Annotated in this window: 13 protein-coding genes; 10 read left to right on the plus strand and 3 right to left on the minus strand. The window is 59.7% G+C overall.

Translation table 11 applies throughout. From position 1 onward, the window contains the following. Window positions 1-6 precede the first annotated feature (6 nt). Together ACYVIT_RS03080 and ACYVIT_RS03085 are read left to right on the plus strand one after the other, a co-directional pair. A complete protein-coding gene (locus ACYVIT_RS03080; RefSeq protein ID WP_415805624.1) occupies window positions 7-513 on the plus strand; it encodes a phosphatidylglycerophosphatase A family protein in 507 nt (168 codons plus the stop codon). Continuing rightward, entirely contained in the window at window positions 510-1,082 is a 573-nt protein-coding gene (locus ACYVIT_RS03085; RefSeq protein WP_415805448.1) for a CinA family protein, read from the plus strand. Before ACYVIT_RS03080 ends, ACYVIT_RS03085 begins: the two co-directional genes overlap by 4 nt. A gap of 79 nt (window positions 1,083-1,161) precedes the next feature. Here the strand turns inward: ACYVIT_RS03085 and pyrF are convergent, their stop codons facing one another. The 3 genes from pyrF to ACYVIT_RS03100 all read right to left on the minus strand — a co-directional run bounded on the left by pyrF (window position 1,162) and on the right by ACYVIT_RS03100 (window position 3,892). Beyond that, window positions 1,162-1,980: an orotidine-5'-phosphate decarboxylase gene (gene pyrF, locus ACYVIT_RS03090; protein ID WP_415805447.1), complete on the minus strand. Its 819-nt coding sequence runs from the start codon at window positions 1,978-1,980 to the stop codon at window positions 1,162-1,164. A 50-nt stretch (window positions 1,981-2,030) separates the two neighbouring features. Continuing rightward, complete coding sequence (locus ACYVIT_RS03095; protein WP_415805446.1) at window positions 2,031-3,362, minus strand: NAD(P)/FAD-dependent oxidoreductase; 1,332 nt, start codon at window positions 3,360-3,362, stop codon at window positions 2,031-2,033. A gap of 134 nt (window positions 3,363-3,496) precedes the next feature. Then, window positions 3,497-3,892, minus strand: a complete 396-nt coding sequence (locus tag ACYVIT_RS03100) for a diacylglycerol kinase (RefSeq protein ID WP_415805444.1) — start codon at window positions 3,890-3,892, stop codon at window positions 3,497-3,499. Window positions 3,893-4,061: 169 nt separating this feature from the next. Between ACYVIT_RS03100 and ACYVIT_RS03105 the strand changes: the two genes are divergently transcribed. The 8 genes from ACYVIT_RS03105 to ACYVIT_RS03140 all read left to right on the plus strand — a co-directional run bounded on the left by ACYVIT_RS03105 (window position 4,062) and on the right by ACYVIT_RS03140 (window position 13,326). Further along, on the plus strand, window positions 4,062-4,766 hold the full coding sequence (locus ACYVIT_RS03105) for a FadR/GntR family transcriptional regulator (RefSeq protein WP_415805443.1): 705 nt from the start codon (window positions 4,062-4,064) through the stop codon (window positions 4,764-4,766). Next, window positions 4,763-5,794 carry an L-idonate 5-dehydrogenase gene (locus ACYVIT_RS03110; RefSeq protein WP_415805442.1) on the plus strand — a complete coding sequence of 344 codons (1,032 nt, stop codon included), beginning with the start codon at window positions 4,763-4,765 and terminating at the stop codon, window positions 5,792-5,794. Before ACYVIT_RS03105 ends, ACYVIT_RS03110 begins: the two co-directional genes overlap by 4 nt. A gap of 71 nt (window positions 5,795-5,865) precedes the next feature. Beyond that, window positions 5,866-6,840: a sialic acid TRAP transporter substrate-binding protein SiaP gene (locus ACYVIT_RS03115; RefSeq protein WP_415805441.1), complete on the plus strand. Its 975-nt coding sequence runs from the start codon at window positions 5,866-5,868 to the stop codon at window positions 6,838-6,840. A gap of 71 nt (window positions 6,841-6,911) precedes the next feature. Beyond that, a complete protein-coding gene (locus tag ACYVIT_RS03120; protein WP_415805440.1) occupies window positions 6,912-7,547 on the plus strand; it encodes a TRAP transporter small permease in 636 nt (211 codons plus the stop codon). A 21-nt stretch (window positions 7,548-7,568) separates the two neighbouring features. Then, window positions 7,569-8,975 (plus strand): TRAP transporter large permease, encoded by a 1,407-nt coding sequence (locus tag ACYVIT_RS03125; RefSeq protein WP_415805439.1) that lies wholly within the window; start codon window positions 7,569-7,571, stop codon window positions 8,973-8,975. 35 nt (window positions 8,976-9,010) lie between these two features. Beyond that, a complete protein-coding gene (locus ACYVIT_RS03130) occupies window positions 9,011-10,531 on the plus strand; it encodes a UxaA family hydrolase (protein WP_415805623.1) in 1,521 nt (506 codons plus the stop codon). Window positions 10,532-10,597: 66 nt separating this feature from the next. Continuing rightward, complete coding sequence (manD, locus tag ACYVIT_RS03135) at window positions 10,598-11,809, plus strand: D-mannonate dehydratase ManD (protein ID WP_415805438.1); 1,212 nt, start codon at window positions 10,598-10,600, stop codon at window positions 11,807-11,809. Then, a complete protein-coding gene (locus ACYVIT_RS03140) occupies window positions 11,809-13,326 on the plus strand; it encodes a mannitol dehydrogenase family protein (protein WP_415805437.1) in 1,518 nt (505 codons plus the stop codon). Before manD ends, ACYVIT_RS03140 begins: the two co-directional genes overlap by 1 nt.

Genomic DNA, 13,326 nt, shown 5'->3' on the forward strand with positions numbered 1-13,326 from the left:
AAGACCATGCGCGACCGCACGCGGGTAGCCTATCCGCCGGCGCGTTGGGTCATGAGCGATCCAGGCAGGCTGATTGCCTTTGGCCTGGGCAGTGGTTTGTTGCGTCCCGCGTCGGGTACGTGGGGCACATTATTGGCGTGGTTGATCTGGGCCGCTGCTGCCGGGGCGGCCTCGGATCTGGCCATGAGCATATTCCTGGCGCTGGCATTTCTCTATGGCTGCTGGGCCTGCCATCGTGTGGGCCGCGAGTTGCAAGTCAGCGATCACGTCGGTATCGTCTGGGACGAGATGGTCGCGTTCTGGCTGGTCTTGTGGCTCACGCCCGACACCTTTTATGCGCAACTGCTCGCTTTTGGCCTGTTCCGTTTATTCGACATTGCCAAGCCGCCTCCCATCAAATACTTTGATTCGAAGATCAAAGGCGGCTTTGGCGTGATGTGGGACGACATTGTCGCGGCCGCCTATGCGTTGCTCGTCATGGCAATTGTCGTGCGTTTGGGAGCCTTTGCATGAGTACCACCCCCCACAAGCCCGTGCCCGGTCTGGCGCCAGCCTCGCTCTCTCATGCCCAGGCGCTGGGTTTGGCCGAACGTCTGGGCGCTGCCTTGCAGCGTCGCGGTTGGCTGATGGGTACGGCGGAATCCTGCACAGGCGGCTTGTTGGCGGGGGCAATTACGTCGGTGGCGGGCTCCAGCGAATGGTTCGAGCGCGGGTTCGTGACTTATAGCAATGCAGCCAAAGTCGCCGAGATCGGCGTGTCTCCCGATACGCTCGATCGTTATGGCGCGGTCAGCGAAGCGACCGCGCTGGAGATGGCCAATGGCGTATTACTGGCGACGCCGAACGCGCACATTGCCGCCTCGACCACAGGCATCGCCGGACCCGGCGGCGCCACGCCGGGCAAACCGGTGGGCATGGTGTGCTTTGGCTTTGCTATGCGGGGTAGTGATGGCATTACGTCGCGTGCGCTGACGGAGGTATTCCCCGGCGACCGGGCTCAGGTCAGGCAGGCTTCGGTGGTCTATGCCCTGCGGGGACTGTTGGAATTGATTGGCGAGCCGGTGAATCGCAGCCGGCCCTGACTCGGACCAGGCGTTCGATCTCGGCCATGAGGCCGCATATCGAGCCATGCCGATGCTGCGACCCTGACCACCAGTTTAATCAGCGCACTGCGTTCACCGCATCACGCAGATCGCGCGCTGCTTTGCCCGCGGCATCACGCCAGTCATCGCCGCCGCTCGCGTACAGAATCGCCCGCGACGAGTTGATCATCATCCCGGTTCCGGCCGCGTTTCGACCCGCATTGACGGTGGCGGTGATGTCACCGCCTTGTGCCCCGATTCCCGGCACCAACAAGGGCACCGCATCACCAATGCGCTGCCGCACCGATGCTAATTCGTTCGGAAACGTCGCGCCTACGACCAGGCCGCATTGGCCGCCCGCATTCCACTTGTCCGCCACCAGACCGGCGACATGCAGATACAGCGGTTCGCCATTGTCCAGCTTTAAAAACTGCAGATCGGAGCCGCCGGGATTCGACGTGCGGCACAGTACGATCACGCCGCGATCTTTCCACGCCAGATAAGGCTCGATCGAGTCCAGCCCCATATACGGGCTCACCGTCAGCGCATGCGCGCCATAACGTTCATAGGCCTCGCGCGCGTAGTTCTCTGCCGTCGAGCCGATGTCGCCGCGTTTGGCGTCCAGCACGATCGGCAAGCCCGGATGCTTGTCACGGATATGGGCGCACAATGCCTCGAGCTGGTCCTCGGCGTGATTCGCCGCAAAGTACGCAATCTGCGGCTTGAAGCTGCACGCGTACGGCGCGGTGGCATCGACGATGTCGCGGCAAAACTGGAAAATCGCGTCCGGCTTGCCGTCGAGTTCGCGCGGAAGGCGCTGAGGATCAGGGTCCAGGCCGACTTGCAGCAGGGTGTTGCCGGTGGCCCAGGCTTGTTCGAGTTGTTGAATAAAGGTCATTAGTCGCGTCGAAAAATCTCAGCAGTCATGCCGGAGAAAGAAAGGAGCCGTCAGTGTAGTTTGACGCGCGGATGCGTACGGCGTAGCAACAAGCGTGCCAGCGCCAGCGTCCCCGTGCGCCAGACGCCCAGCACCGCATGGTGATGCATCAGGTGCAGGCTCATGTACATCAGGCGCGCCAGTGTACCGCTGACAAACAATCCACGTCCTGCCAGCTTGCCCATCAAACTGCCTACGCCAGCATCCTGGCCCAGCGATACCAGCGAGCCATGGTCATGATAGACATAAGGTTTTGTCGGCTCACTGGTGTTGCGGATACGGGCGGTGAGCTTGTCCATCAGATAGCTGGCCTCTTGGTGTGCGGCCTGCGCACGGGCGGGCACTGTGCGGCCATCCTCGCCCATGGGCACGGCGCAGCAATCGCCCAGCGCCAGGATATTCGGATCAGGTGATTCCAGTTGGCCATTGACGATCAGTTGACCGATGCGGTTTAACGGCAAATCCAATGTTTTCATCAACGGCAGGCCTTGAATCCCTGCGGCCCACATACATAGCCCGGCCGCAAACTCGCGGCCGTCTGCGGTCTTGATGCTATCGGCCGTGACCTCGGCCACGCGGCAGTTGGTTTCCACCCGGATGCCCAATTCCGTCAGGCGCTTGAGGGCGGCATTGGAGATTTTTTCCGGCAGCGCCGACAAAATGCGCGGGGCGCCTTCGACCAGGGTGATGACCAGATCCCGATCCGCGCGAAAATTCGGCAAACCATAGGCAGCCACAATCCCGCCCGCCTCACGCAGCTCGACGGCCAATTCGACGCCAGTCGCGCCGCCACCGACGATCACCACATTCAACTCGGCAGACGGATCATTGACCTTGGCCTGATCGACTTGCACCATGGCCTTGAGCATGGTCAGCCGAAAGGCTTCGGCATTCTCGGTCGAGTCCAGCGTCACCGCATGTTCTGCCGCGCCGGGGGTATTGAAAAAATTCGACTCGCTGCCCAACGCCAGCACCAGTGTGTCGTAGGGTAGCTCACGCAGGGGCAACACGACTTCGCCCATTGCATCCCGCACCTCTGTCACATTGACCGTGCGGCGTTCGCGGTCCACGCCTTGTACCGCGCCCAGCGCGAAGGTGAATCCGCACAAGTTGGCCAACATCAGATACGACAGGCCTTCCTGGTAAATATCCAGCGTTCCCGCCGCGGCCTCGTGCAATGAGGGTTTCCAGATGTGGATCGGCCGGCTGTCGACGAGGGTGACGTGTTTTGGGCCATGCTTGCGGCCGAGCTTTGCGGCCAGCTCCAGGCCGCCGGCGCCACCGCCGACGATAATGACATGATGTGGTTGGCCTGATGCCGGCCTGGCGGGTGCTTGATTCATAGCGGCCAGTATAAAGTGTGCCGCTCGAAATCGCGCTGAAATTTCGGTCTTATAAAAGACTAGAAGTTCTCTAAGCTATTGATTGAAAACGTATTGTGCAGTGCAAAAAGTGTTGCAAATACATCCGTCCCCATCTACATGACAAAGCGGCTGATCGCTACGCCCGCCCACACGGCGATCGTGAACAACAGCATCAGCATGACCGCCGCGCTGCCTAGGTCTTTGGCGCGCCCCAATAACGGATGGGTCTCGACCGACAAGGCGTCGGCCAGCGCCTCGACGGCAGAGTTCAGCAATTCCACCACCAATACCAGAACAACCGAGGCAATCAGAATAAAGACCTCGTCCGTGCTGCGTCCCAGAAAAAATGCCGCGGGAATCAGCAAAATCGCCAGCGCCAGTTCCTGGCGGAACGCCGCCTCGTACTTGAACGCGGCGTGCAGGCCCTGCAGTGAATAACGCAGTGCGTTGAGCACGCGGCGCAGGCCGCCCGTGCTTTTGTAGGGCGAAGGATGCGGAGTATGAGACATGAATTCAGCAAGTAGAAGAGAGGCGCGTCGTTTTTAACAGATTCGCGTTGCGCGCGTCAGGGGGATTGCGAATCAGCGCCTAGCGGAAACCCTAATTGTGAGGCTTATCCATCTCGGCGCAAGATGCGGAACAAATTGGTCAGGCCACTTTACCTCCTAACCGGTCCTCATGCCTTTTCAGCCCATCGAACCTCGTCGTCTATACCGTCAGATCGCAGACCAGATTCGTCTGTTGATCCAGGGCGGGGAGTTTCCAGTGGGCGCGCGCCTGCCGCCCGAGCGCGATCTGGCGATCAAGCTGGGCGTGTCGCGGCCATCTGTACGCGAGGCCTTGATCGCGCTCGAGGTCGAGGGCCTGGTCGAGGTGCGCATGGGCTCGGGGATCTATGTGCACAGCAGCCACGCTGCCGATAGCGTCGTGGCCGAAAGTCCGCTGGAAACCATCCGGGCCCGCCAGTTGGTCGAGGGCGAGTTGGCGGCACAGGCTGCCGAATTAGCCCAACCCGCCCAAGTCGCCGGACTACGCGAGGCGTTGCACGCCATGCAGACAGAGGCCGCGGCCGGGCAGATACCCATCCAGGGCGACCGGCTATTTCATTTGCGTATTGCCGAGATCAGCAACAACTCCGTGTTGCTGCGCGTGGTGGGCGATTTGTTCGACGAACGGCACAACCCCTTGTCGATCAAGCTCGGCGACTATTTTGAAAACCCCTCCAGTTGGAAGGCCGCCATCTCTGAACACGGCCTGGTGGTTGATGCCATTGCGGCAGGTGATGCCGTACGTGCGCGCGAAGCCATGCGGCATCATCTGTCTTGCTCGCATGATCGTCTGACCGCCAACTGGGCACCCGCGTCCGACAAGGTAAAAACATGACCCTGGCCTGTAAGATCCACGGCGCGCGCGACCTGCGCCTGGAACATGACGACGAACGCGCGCTTGCGCCCCATGAGGTCGAGTTGCGGCTGGGCGCAGCTGGGATTTGCGGTTCTGACCTGCACTATTACCTGCATGGGCGTGTCGGGGCCTTTGTCATTCGCGAGCCCTTGATTCCTGGCCACGAGGCCTCGGGTGTCGTGCTACGCGTAGGTGACGCCGTGACGCGCGTACAGCCCGGCATGAAGGTCGCCATCAATCCGTCGCATCCCTGTGGGCAGTGTGATTACTGCCGCGCCGGACGCGACAACTTGTGCCGCAATATGCGTTTTCTGGGCAGCGCCAGCATCTATCCGCATGTGCAGGGCATGTTCCGCGAGCGCTTTGTCATGGGCGAGCGTCAGTTGACCCCTGTGCACGAAGACATCTCGCTGGGTGAGTTGGCCTGTGCCGAGCCGCTGTCCATCGGTCTGCATGGTGTGAATCGCGCCGGCGCACTATTGGGCAAAACTGTGCTGGTCACAGGCGGCGGCACCATCGGCTGTATGACCGTGATTGCGGCTCGACTCGCTGGCGCAGCGCGTGTCATCGTGACGGACGTTGCAGATCGTCCGCTGCAGATGGCCATTCAGGTCGGTGCCGACGAGACCATCCGGTCCGATCAGTCCGATTCTGCCCTATTGGCGGACATCGCCGATGTTTCTATCGAGGCTGCCGGTAATCCCGCAGCGCTGGACACTTGCCTGCGCGCAACGCGCCGCGGTGGCCGCATTGTGCAAGTCGGCACGCTGCCCGCTGACGGGATCTCCTTTCCCGCCAACAACATCATGGCGCGCGAGCTGGATTACGTCGGCGCATTCCGCGCCGGTATCGAATTCGATTGGGCGGTTTCGTTCTTGCGTTCGCGCCGGGTCGATGTGCGGCCGTTGATGAGCGCGCAATTGCCGCTCGATCGTGCTGTGGAAGCTTTTGAATTGGCGGCCGACCGCCAGCGTAGTACCAAGGTGCAACTCGTATGTGAACCCTGACCACCCCTAAAGGCAACGGCAAACATAACAACACCGCTGTCGCCTGCTTAATCGCAAGAGAGGAGACAAGAATGACGCAAGGTAACGCTCTCAAAGTATTGCTAGCCGCAGCCGCCCTGGCTGCATCGGGTAGCGCATGGGCCCAGACCACGCTGAAATGGGCGCATGTGTATGAGACCTCCGAGCCGTTCCACACCAGTTCGGTATGGGCGGCCAAGGAAATCGAAAAACGCACTAATGGCCGCTATCACATCGATGTGTATCCGGCCTCGCAACTGGGCAAGGAAAACGACATCAATCAGGGCCTGACACTGGGCACGGTTGATATGATCATCTCCGGCTCCAGCTTTGCCGCCAAGAGTTTTCCGCGTATCGGGGTGACCTATTACCCCTATACTTTCCGCAGCCCCGAGCACTTGCTGGCCTACACCAAGAGCGACATCTACAAGACGCTGACCAAGGGCTACGAAGAAAAAAGCCGCAACCACATTGTGGCGACCACGTATTACGGCACGCGGCATTCCACCTCGAATCGTCCTTTCTCCACTTGCGAGGAAATGAAGGGACTGAAAATGCGCGTGCCTGATGTGCCGGCCTATTTGGCCATGCCGCGCGCGTGTGGGGTGAATACCTCGCCCATCGCCTTTGCCGAGGTCTATCTGGCGTTGCAGAACGGCACGGTAGAGGCCCAGGAAAACCCGTTGACCACCATCGAAGCCAAGAAATTTTTCGAGGTGCAAAAGAACATCATCCTGACCGGCCATATCGTTGATCACTTGAATACGGTGATTTCCGGAAAGCTGTGGAAGAGCCTGTCCGAAGAAGACCGCAAGATTTTTGCCGAGGTCGCGCAAGAGGCGGCCGCCAAGGCATCACTCGAAGTCATCGCCCGTGAAAAAGAACTGGTCGATGTGTTCCGCAAAAAAGGGTTGACTGTGACCGAGGTCGATACCGCTGCCTATCGTGACACCGTGCTCAAGAAAGTGCCGTTTGAGCAATACGGTTACGAAAAGGCGGATTGGGAGGCGATCCAGGCAGTCAAGTAATCGCCCACTGACGGGGCCGCGCGCGGCCCCGGTTGGTACACACCACGGTACATAACCAGCAGAGGGAAAGCATGCACGTCAATACTGGAGCCGGCCCGAGCGTCATGGCTCAATATCGCAACGATGGCGAACGTGTCGCGACGGGGCAGCACGAATCGTCCGTCGAATCGATTGTCCACAGTTTCGAAGAAGCCGACCAGAGCCAAAAGGTCGATCTCTCGCATTACGCGTTCGAGGACTGGCTTTGCCTGGTGCTGTTCTGGATCATGGGGGGCCTGGTCTTTCTGCAGTTCTTTACACGCTATGTAATGAACGATTCATTTGCGTGGACCGAAGAGCTCGCTGTCTATGCACTGATCGGCGTGGTGTTTATCGGGTCGGCCATGTGCGTACGCGCCTGCCGCCATATCCAGGTCGATTTTCTCTATCGCTACTTGCCTAGAGCAGTGGCGCGGGTTTTGTCGACGGTGATCGATATCGTACGCACGGCATTTTTCGGCTACGCCGTGTGGCTGGTGTATCGCTACATCGAGCTGGTGGGCGTAGAACCCATGACCACGATCATGTGGAACAAGAGCTACGTGTACTGGCTGGCAGAGGCCGGTTTCGTGATGATGTTTGTGCGCTCCATACAAGTCAGCGTGCAGAACTGGCGTCAGGGATATTCGTCACTGGATAACCCCGCCGCTTATCAAAGTCTGGACTGACCTGACGCGCAAGGAGCCAGTATGGGAATTCTGATCGGAACCTTTCTGTTGTTGATGATCTTTGGTGTGCCGGTAGCGGTGTCTATGGCCGGTGCGTCCTTATTGTTTCTGTTGTGGTCTGGCAGCGTGCCTGACGTGGTGATCGCGCAGCGCATGATTGCTGGCGTCGAGTCGTTTCCGTTGCTGGCAGTGCCGTTTTTTATCCTGGCTGGCAATCTGATGAATATCGCCGGGATTACGGGCCGCATTTATAACTTTGCCGTGGCGTTGGTAGGATGGATGCGTGGTGGATTGGGGCAAGTGAACATCGTAGGTTCGGTGGTGTTTGCCGGAATGTCGGGTACTGCAATTGCCGACGCCGCCGGGCTGGGTACTATCGAAATCAAAGCCATGAAAGATCATGGCTACGATACCGAGTTTGCTGTGGGTGTCACCGCCGCTTCGGCGACGCTGGGTCCGATCTTGCCGCCTTCGTTGCCGTTCGTGATCTACGGCATGATGGCCAATGTGTCTATTGGTTCCTTGTTTCTGGCAGGCGTGGTTCCCGGCGTGGTGTTGACGCTGCTGATGATGTTCACCGTAGCTTACTTCGCGCGCAAGAACAACTGGGGCGGTGACGTGCCCTTTGACTGGAGACGACTCGCTGGTGCGTCCCTAGAGGTCGTCGTGGTGTTGGCATTCCCGTTCAGTATCTGGCTGATGACTCAATTCGGCGTTTCTGCCAATACTGCCACGTTAATAGCCTTTGCCGCGTTGTTGACTGTTGACTGGTATTTCGATTTTTCCGCAGTGATGGCGCTGATGGCGCCGGTGATTCTGATCGGCGGCATGACGATGGGGTGGTTCACGCCCACTGAGGCGGCCGTTGCGGCTGTGATCTGGGCCTTGTTCCTGGGCTTGGTACGTTATCGCTCAATGACCTTGCGTACCCTGGCCAAGGCTACCTTCGACACCATTGAGACCACGGCATCGGTGCTGTTCATCGTGACGGCGGCATCGGTGTTTGCCTGGCTGTTGACCACGACCCAGGCCGCACAGACATTGACCGACGCAATTCTGGCGGTGACCCATAACAAATGGGTATTCCTGCTGTTGGCAAACCTGCTGATCCTGGTGGTGGGCTGCTTCATCGATACCATTGCGGCGATCACCATTCTGGTGCCGATCCTGCTGCCTCTGGTGTTGAAGCTGGGCATCGATCCGATTCACTTTGGGTTGGTGATGACGCTGAACCTGATGATAGGTCTGTTGCATCCGCCACTGGGGATGGTGCTATTTGTCCTGGCGCGGGTCTCAAAACTATCCGTCGAGCGCACCACGATGGCGATCTTGCCATGGCTCGTGCCGCTGTTCATCGCCCTGATTGTCATTACTTATATTCCCAGTGTCAGCATGTGGTTACCCGATCTGGTCGGAGGTGGTAAGTGAGTCACGCAGAACAGGCCGGCGCGCGGGCCGGCGATATTCCAATTATTCGTATTCATGCGGCCGATAACGTCGTGATTGCGCGCCGTCAATTGGTAGGCGGCACGGTGTTGCCTACCGAGGGCGTCACCGTGGCCGGGTTGATTCCGCCCGGGCATAAGGTCGCAGTGCGCGCAATTGCTGCGGGGCAGCCCGTGCGCCGCTATAACCAGGTCATCGGCATCGCGCGGCAAGACATCGCGCCGGGCCAGCATGTGCATACGCATAACCTGGCGTTCTCCGATTTCGAGCGCGACTATGCCGTGGGACAGGATGCTCATGCGACGGATTACGTGGCGCAGTCGGCCACGTTTGACGGCATCGTGCGCGCCGACGGACGTGTGGCCACGCGCAATTACATCGGCGTGCTGACGTCGGTGAATTGCTCTGCCACGGTGGCCCGCGCCATCGCTGATCATTTTCGGCGCGACATTCATCCCGAGGCCTTGTCTGCCTATCCTAATGTCGATGGCGTCGTAGCGTTGACGCATGGTGCGGGTTGTGCCACAGGCAGCGATGGAGAGCCCTTGCGGGTATTGCGCCGTACCTTGGGAGGTTATGCGCGTCACGCCAATTTCGGTGCGTTGATGGTGGTGGGCCTCGGCTGCGAAACCAATCAAATCGAAGGCCTGATGGAACAGGAACACCTGCGGGAGAGCGGGCGGCTACATACCTTCAGCATCCAAGGCACCGGAGGCACTCGACGTACGGTAGCGCGAGGCATCGAGTTGATCGAACAGATGCTGGAGGAAACGAATCGCGTGCAACGTCAGCCTGTGTCAGCCAGTCATCTGACCGTAGGTCTGCAATGCGGCGGGTCAGATGGCTATTCGGGGATCAGCGCAAACCCGGCGCTCGGAGCGGCGGTGGACCTGCTGGTGCGCCACGGTGGCGGCGCTATCCTGTCCGAGACGCCGGAAATCTATGGGGGCGAACACCTGCTGACGCGCCGGGCCGTGTCTTCCGCCGTGGCCGACAAACTGCTCGCACGACTGCGCTGGTGGGAAGACTACTGTTCTCGCAATGATGCCGAGATGGATAACAACCCATCGGCGGGGAATAAGGCCGGCGGCTTGACGACTATCCTGGAGAAATCTCTGGGCGCTATTGCCAAGAGTGGCACGACCAATTTGGTGGATGTCTATGAATACGCGCAGCCCGTCACGGCACGGGGGCTGGTGTTTATGGATACGCCGGGCTACGACCCCGTGTCGGCGACTGGGCAAGTCGCAGGTGGTGCGAATCTGATCTGCTTCACGACAGGACGCGGCTCGGCCTATGGCTGTGCACCGTCACCATCATTAAAGCTCTCGACCAATACCGAATTGTGGCGGCGTCAGGAAGATGACATCGACATCAACTGTGGTGAAGTCGTCGATGGCGATAGCGATGTGCAAGCCATGGGCGAACGGATTTTTCAATTGATGCTCGACACGGCTTCGGGCCGGCGCAGCAAGAGCGAGATCCACGGTTATGGGCAGAATGAGTTCGTGCCCTGGCAATTAGGCGCAGTGATGTAGCGATCCCGGTCGATTTGATTGTGCCGCGCCGTGACGCGCGCGGATTCCCATTTCTCGGAGCTTCGGATGAAGATCAGCAACGCACGTGTCATCGTGTGCAGTCCCGGACGCAACTTCGTTACCCTGAAAATAGAAACCGACGAGGGCCTCACCGGCATCGGCGACGCGACGCTGAATGGCCGCGAATTAGCGGTAGCGAGTTACCTGACCGATCACGTCATTCCTTGCTTGATTGGTCGCGATGCTCATCAGATCGAAGACATCTGGCAGTTCCTGTATCGCGGCGCCTACTGGCGGCGCGGACCGGTGACCATGTCGGCCGTCGCCGCAGTCGATACCGCGTTATGGGATATCAAAGCCAAGGCCGCCGGCATGCCGCTCTATCAACTGCTGGGCGGCAAGAGCCGTACTGGCGTCATGGTCTACGGCCACGCCAATGGCCGCGATATCGACGAAACGGTCGACGAAGTATTGCGTTATCGCGACATGGGCTACCGCGCCATTCGCGCGCAAAGCGGCGTGCCGGGCCTGAACGCGGTCTACGGCGTGGGCCGTGGCCGTATGTTTTACGAGCCTGCCGATGCAGACCTGCCATCCGAGCACGACTGGTCTACCGAAAAATATCTGGACCATGCCCCTAAACTGTTCGCTCGCGTGCGTGATGCCGTGGGCTGGGATACTCATCTGCTGCATGATGTCCATCATCGCCTGACACCTATCGAGGCAGGACGCTTGGGCAAGTCGCTGGAACCGTACCGGCTGTTCTGGATGGAGGACGCCACCCCTGCCGAGAATCAGGAAGCGTTCCGGTTGATCCGCCAGCACACCGTGACGCCATTGGCGGTAGGCGAGATATTCAACACTGTATGGGACTGCAAAGACCTCATCCAGAATCAATTGATCGACTATATCCGCACCACCGTGGTCCACGCAGGAGGCATCACGCATCTGCGCCGGATCGCTGATCTCGCATCGCTATATCAGGTGCGCACAGGATGCCATGGCGCGACAGACTTGTCGCCCGTGTGCATGGGCGCTGCCCTGCATTTTGATCTATGGGTGCCTAATTTCGGGATCCAGGAATACATGCGTCACACCGACGAGACTGATGCGGTGTTTCCTCATGCGTATTCCTTTGCCGACGGCATGATGTATCCGGGCGATACCCCGGGGCATGGCGTGGATATCGATGAAAAGCTTGCGGCGAAATATCCGTATCAGCGTGCCTATCTGCCAGTGAATCGTCAGGCGCACGACGGTACGTTGTGGAACTGGTGATGGGGCCTTCCCATTCTGAGGCTCAGCGGCTGGGAGCCAGTAGCTTGGCTCACTTGCCCGCTGACGTCGAGCGCCCGGGTTACGACCGCGCACAGTTGCGGCCAGGTATTGTCCACCTGGGCATTGGTGCGTTTCACCGTGCCCACCAGGCGCCCGTCACTGACCTGGCGCTTGGGGCCAGCGGTGATCTGCGCTGGGGAATTATCGGCGTATCGTTGCGCAGTCCCGATACGCGCGACGCGCTGGCACCGCAAGACGGCTTGTACACGCTATCACTGCTCGACACGGATGCCGACGGCGCATCGCGCGAAACGTTATCCGTAGTGGGTTCGGTTCTGCGCGTATTGGTAGCAGCCGAGGATTCCGGCGCTGTGCTGGCACAGATTGCGCATCCCGATACCCGTATCGTCAGCCTGACTGTGACGGAAAAGGGCTATTGTCAGGAGCCTGCCACGGGACGTTTGCGTCGCGACGATCCCGATATCGCTCACGACTTGGCTGACAGCGACGCGCCGCGCAGCGCCATCGGCATGCTGGTGCATGGTCTTGCGCGCCGTTGTGATGCCGGTTTGCCGCCGGTTACCTTGCTCTCATGCGATAACCTGCCTTCTAACGGCGATACGTTACGCGGTTTGGTGCTGGAATTTGCGGGGTTGCGCGATCCTGGTCTGGCGGAATGGATCGCCGCGCATTGCACCTTTCCCAATTCCATGGTGGATCGCATTGTGCCGCGCACGACCGATGCCGACCGTCAACGTATCGCGACACGGTTGGGGATGGACGACGCCTGGCCTGTGGTCGGAGAACCGTTTCTTGAATGGATCATCGAGGACCGCTTCGTCAACGGCCGCCCTGCGTGGGACCAACCCGGTGGCGCACGCTTTGTCGAACACGCCGCGCCATTCGAGCATCTGAAGTTGCGCATGGTCAATGGCCCGCATTCCGCGCTGGCCTATCTGGCGGTATCCGCAGGGTTGGACACGGTCAGCCAGGCGATGGCCGACCCTGCCTTGCATGACTATCTCGATGCCCTGATCAGAGAGGAAATCACCCCTACATTGCAATCCGTGCCTGGCGTCGATCTCGTGGCGTTACGCGAGCGTCTTTTGACTCGCTTTTCCAACGCTGCGTTACCACATCGCACACAGCAGATCGCCATGGATGGCTCCCAAAAACTGCCGCAGCGTTTGCTGGGTACAGTGCGCGACCGTATGCGTGCAGGGGCCGGTTATCAGCGATTGGCGTTGGCATTGGCGGCTTGGATGCAATATCTGCGGGGTTACGACGAGCAGGGAAATGCCTATCCGATACAGGATCCTTTGGCAGAGGAATTGCAGGCCCGCCTCGCATCTGCGGGGCAGGGCAGTGACACCGATATTCAGCGTGCGCGTGCATTGATCGGCTATGCGCCGGTATTCGGCGATCTTGCGGGATGCGAGGAACTCAGTGTCGAGGTCGCGCGCCATGCGATGGTGTTGAGACAGCAGGGCGTGCGCGCTGCGGTGCGTCTTTTCTGA

The organism is Bordetella muralis (genome assembly GCF_054781015.1).

What these genes read in the sequence shown, in the direction of transcription:
- manD (WP_415805438.1), top strand. Translation starts at nt 10,598, where the DNA reads ATGAAGATCAGCAACGCACGTGTCATCGTGTGCAGTCCCGGACGCAAC.
- ACYVIT_RS03115 (WP_415805441.1), top strand. Translation starts at nt 5,866, where the DNA reads ATGACGCAAGGTAACGCTCTCAAAGTATTGCTAGCCGCAGCCGCCCTG.
- ACYVIT_RS03120 (WP_415805440.1), top strand. Translation starts at nt 6,912, where the DNA reads ATGCACGTCAATACTGGAGCCGGCCCGAGCGTCATGGCTCAATATCGC.
- ACYVIT_RS03140 (WP_415805437.1), top strand. Translation starts at nt 11,809, where the DNA reads ATGGGGCCTTCCCATTCTGAGGCTCAGCGGCTGGGAGCCAGTAGCTTG.
- ACYVIT_RS03095 (WP_415805446.1), bottom strand. Translation starts at nt 3,362, where the DNA reads ATGAATCAAGCACCCGCCAGGCCGGCATCAGGCCAACCACATCATGTC.
- ACYVIT_RS03100 (WP_415805444.1), bottom strand. Translation starts at nt 3,892, where the DNA reads ATGTCTCATACTCCGCATCCTTCGCCCTACAAAAGCACGGGCGGCCTG.
- ACYVIT_RS03110 (WP_415805442.1), top strand. Translation starts at nt 4,763, where the DNA reads ATGACCCTGGCCTGTAAGATCCACGGCGCGCGCGACCTGCGCCTGGAA.
- ACYVIT_RS03085 (WP_415805448.1), top strand. Translation starts at nt 510, where the DNA reads ATGAGTACCACCCCCCACAAGCCCGTGCCCGGTCTGGCGCCAGCCTCG.
- pyrF (WP_415805447.1), bottom strand. Translation starts at nt 1,980, where the DNA reads ATGACCTTTATTCAACAACTCGAACAAGCCTGGGCCACCGGCAACACC.
- ACYVIT_RS03125 (WP_415805439.1), top strand. Translation starts at nt 7,569, where the DNA reads ATGGGAATTCTGATCGGAACCTTTCTGTTGTTGATGATCTTTGGTGTG.
- ACYVIT_RS03105 (WP_415805443.1), top strand. Translation starts at nt 4,062, where the DNA reads ATGCCTTTTCAGCCCATCGAACCTCGTCGTCTATACCGTCAGATCGCA.
- ACYVIT_RS03080 (WP_415805624.1), top strand. Translation starts at nt 7, where the DNA reads ATGCGCGACCGCACGCGGGTAGCCTATCCGCCGGCGCGTTGGGTCATG.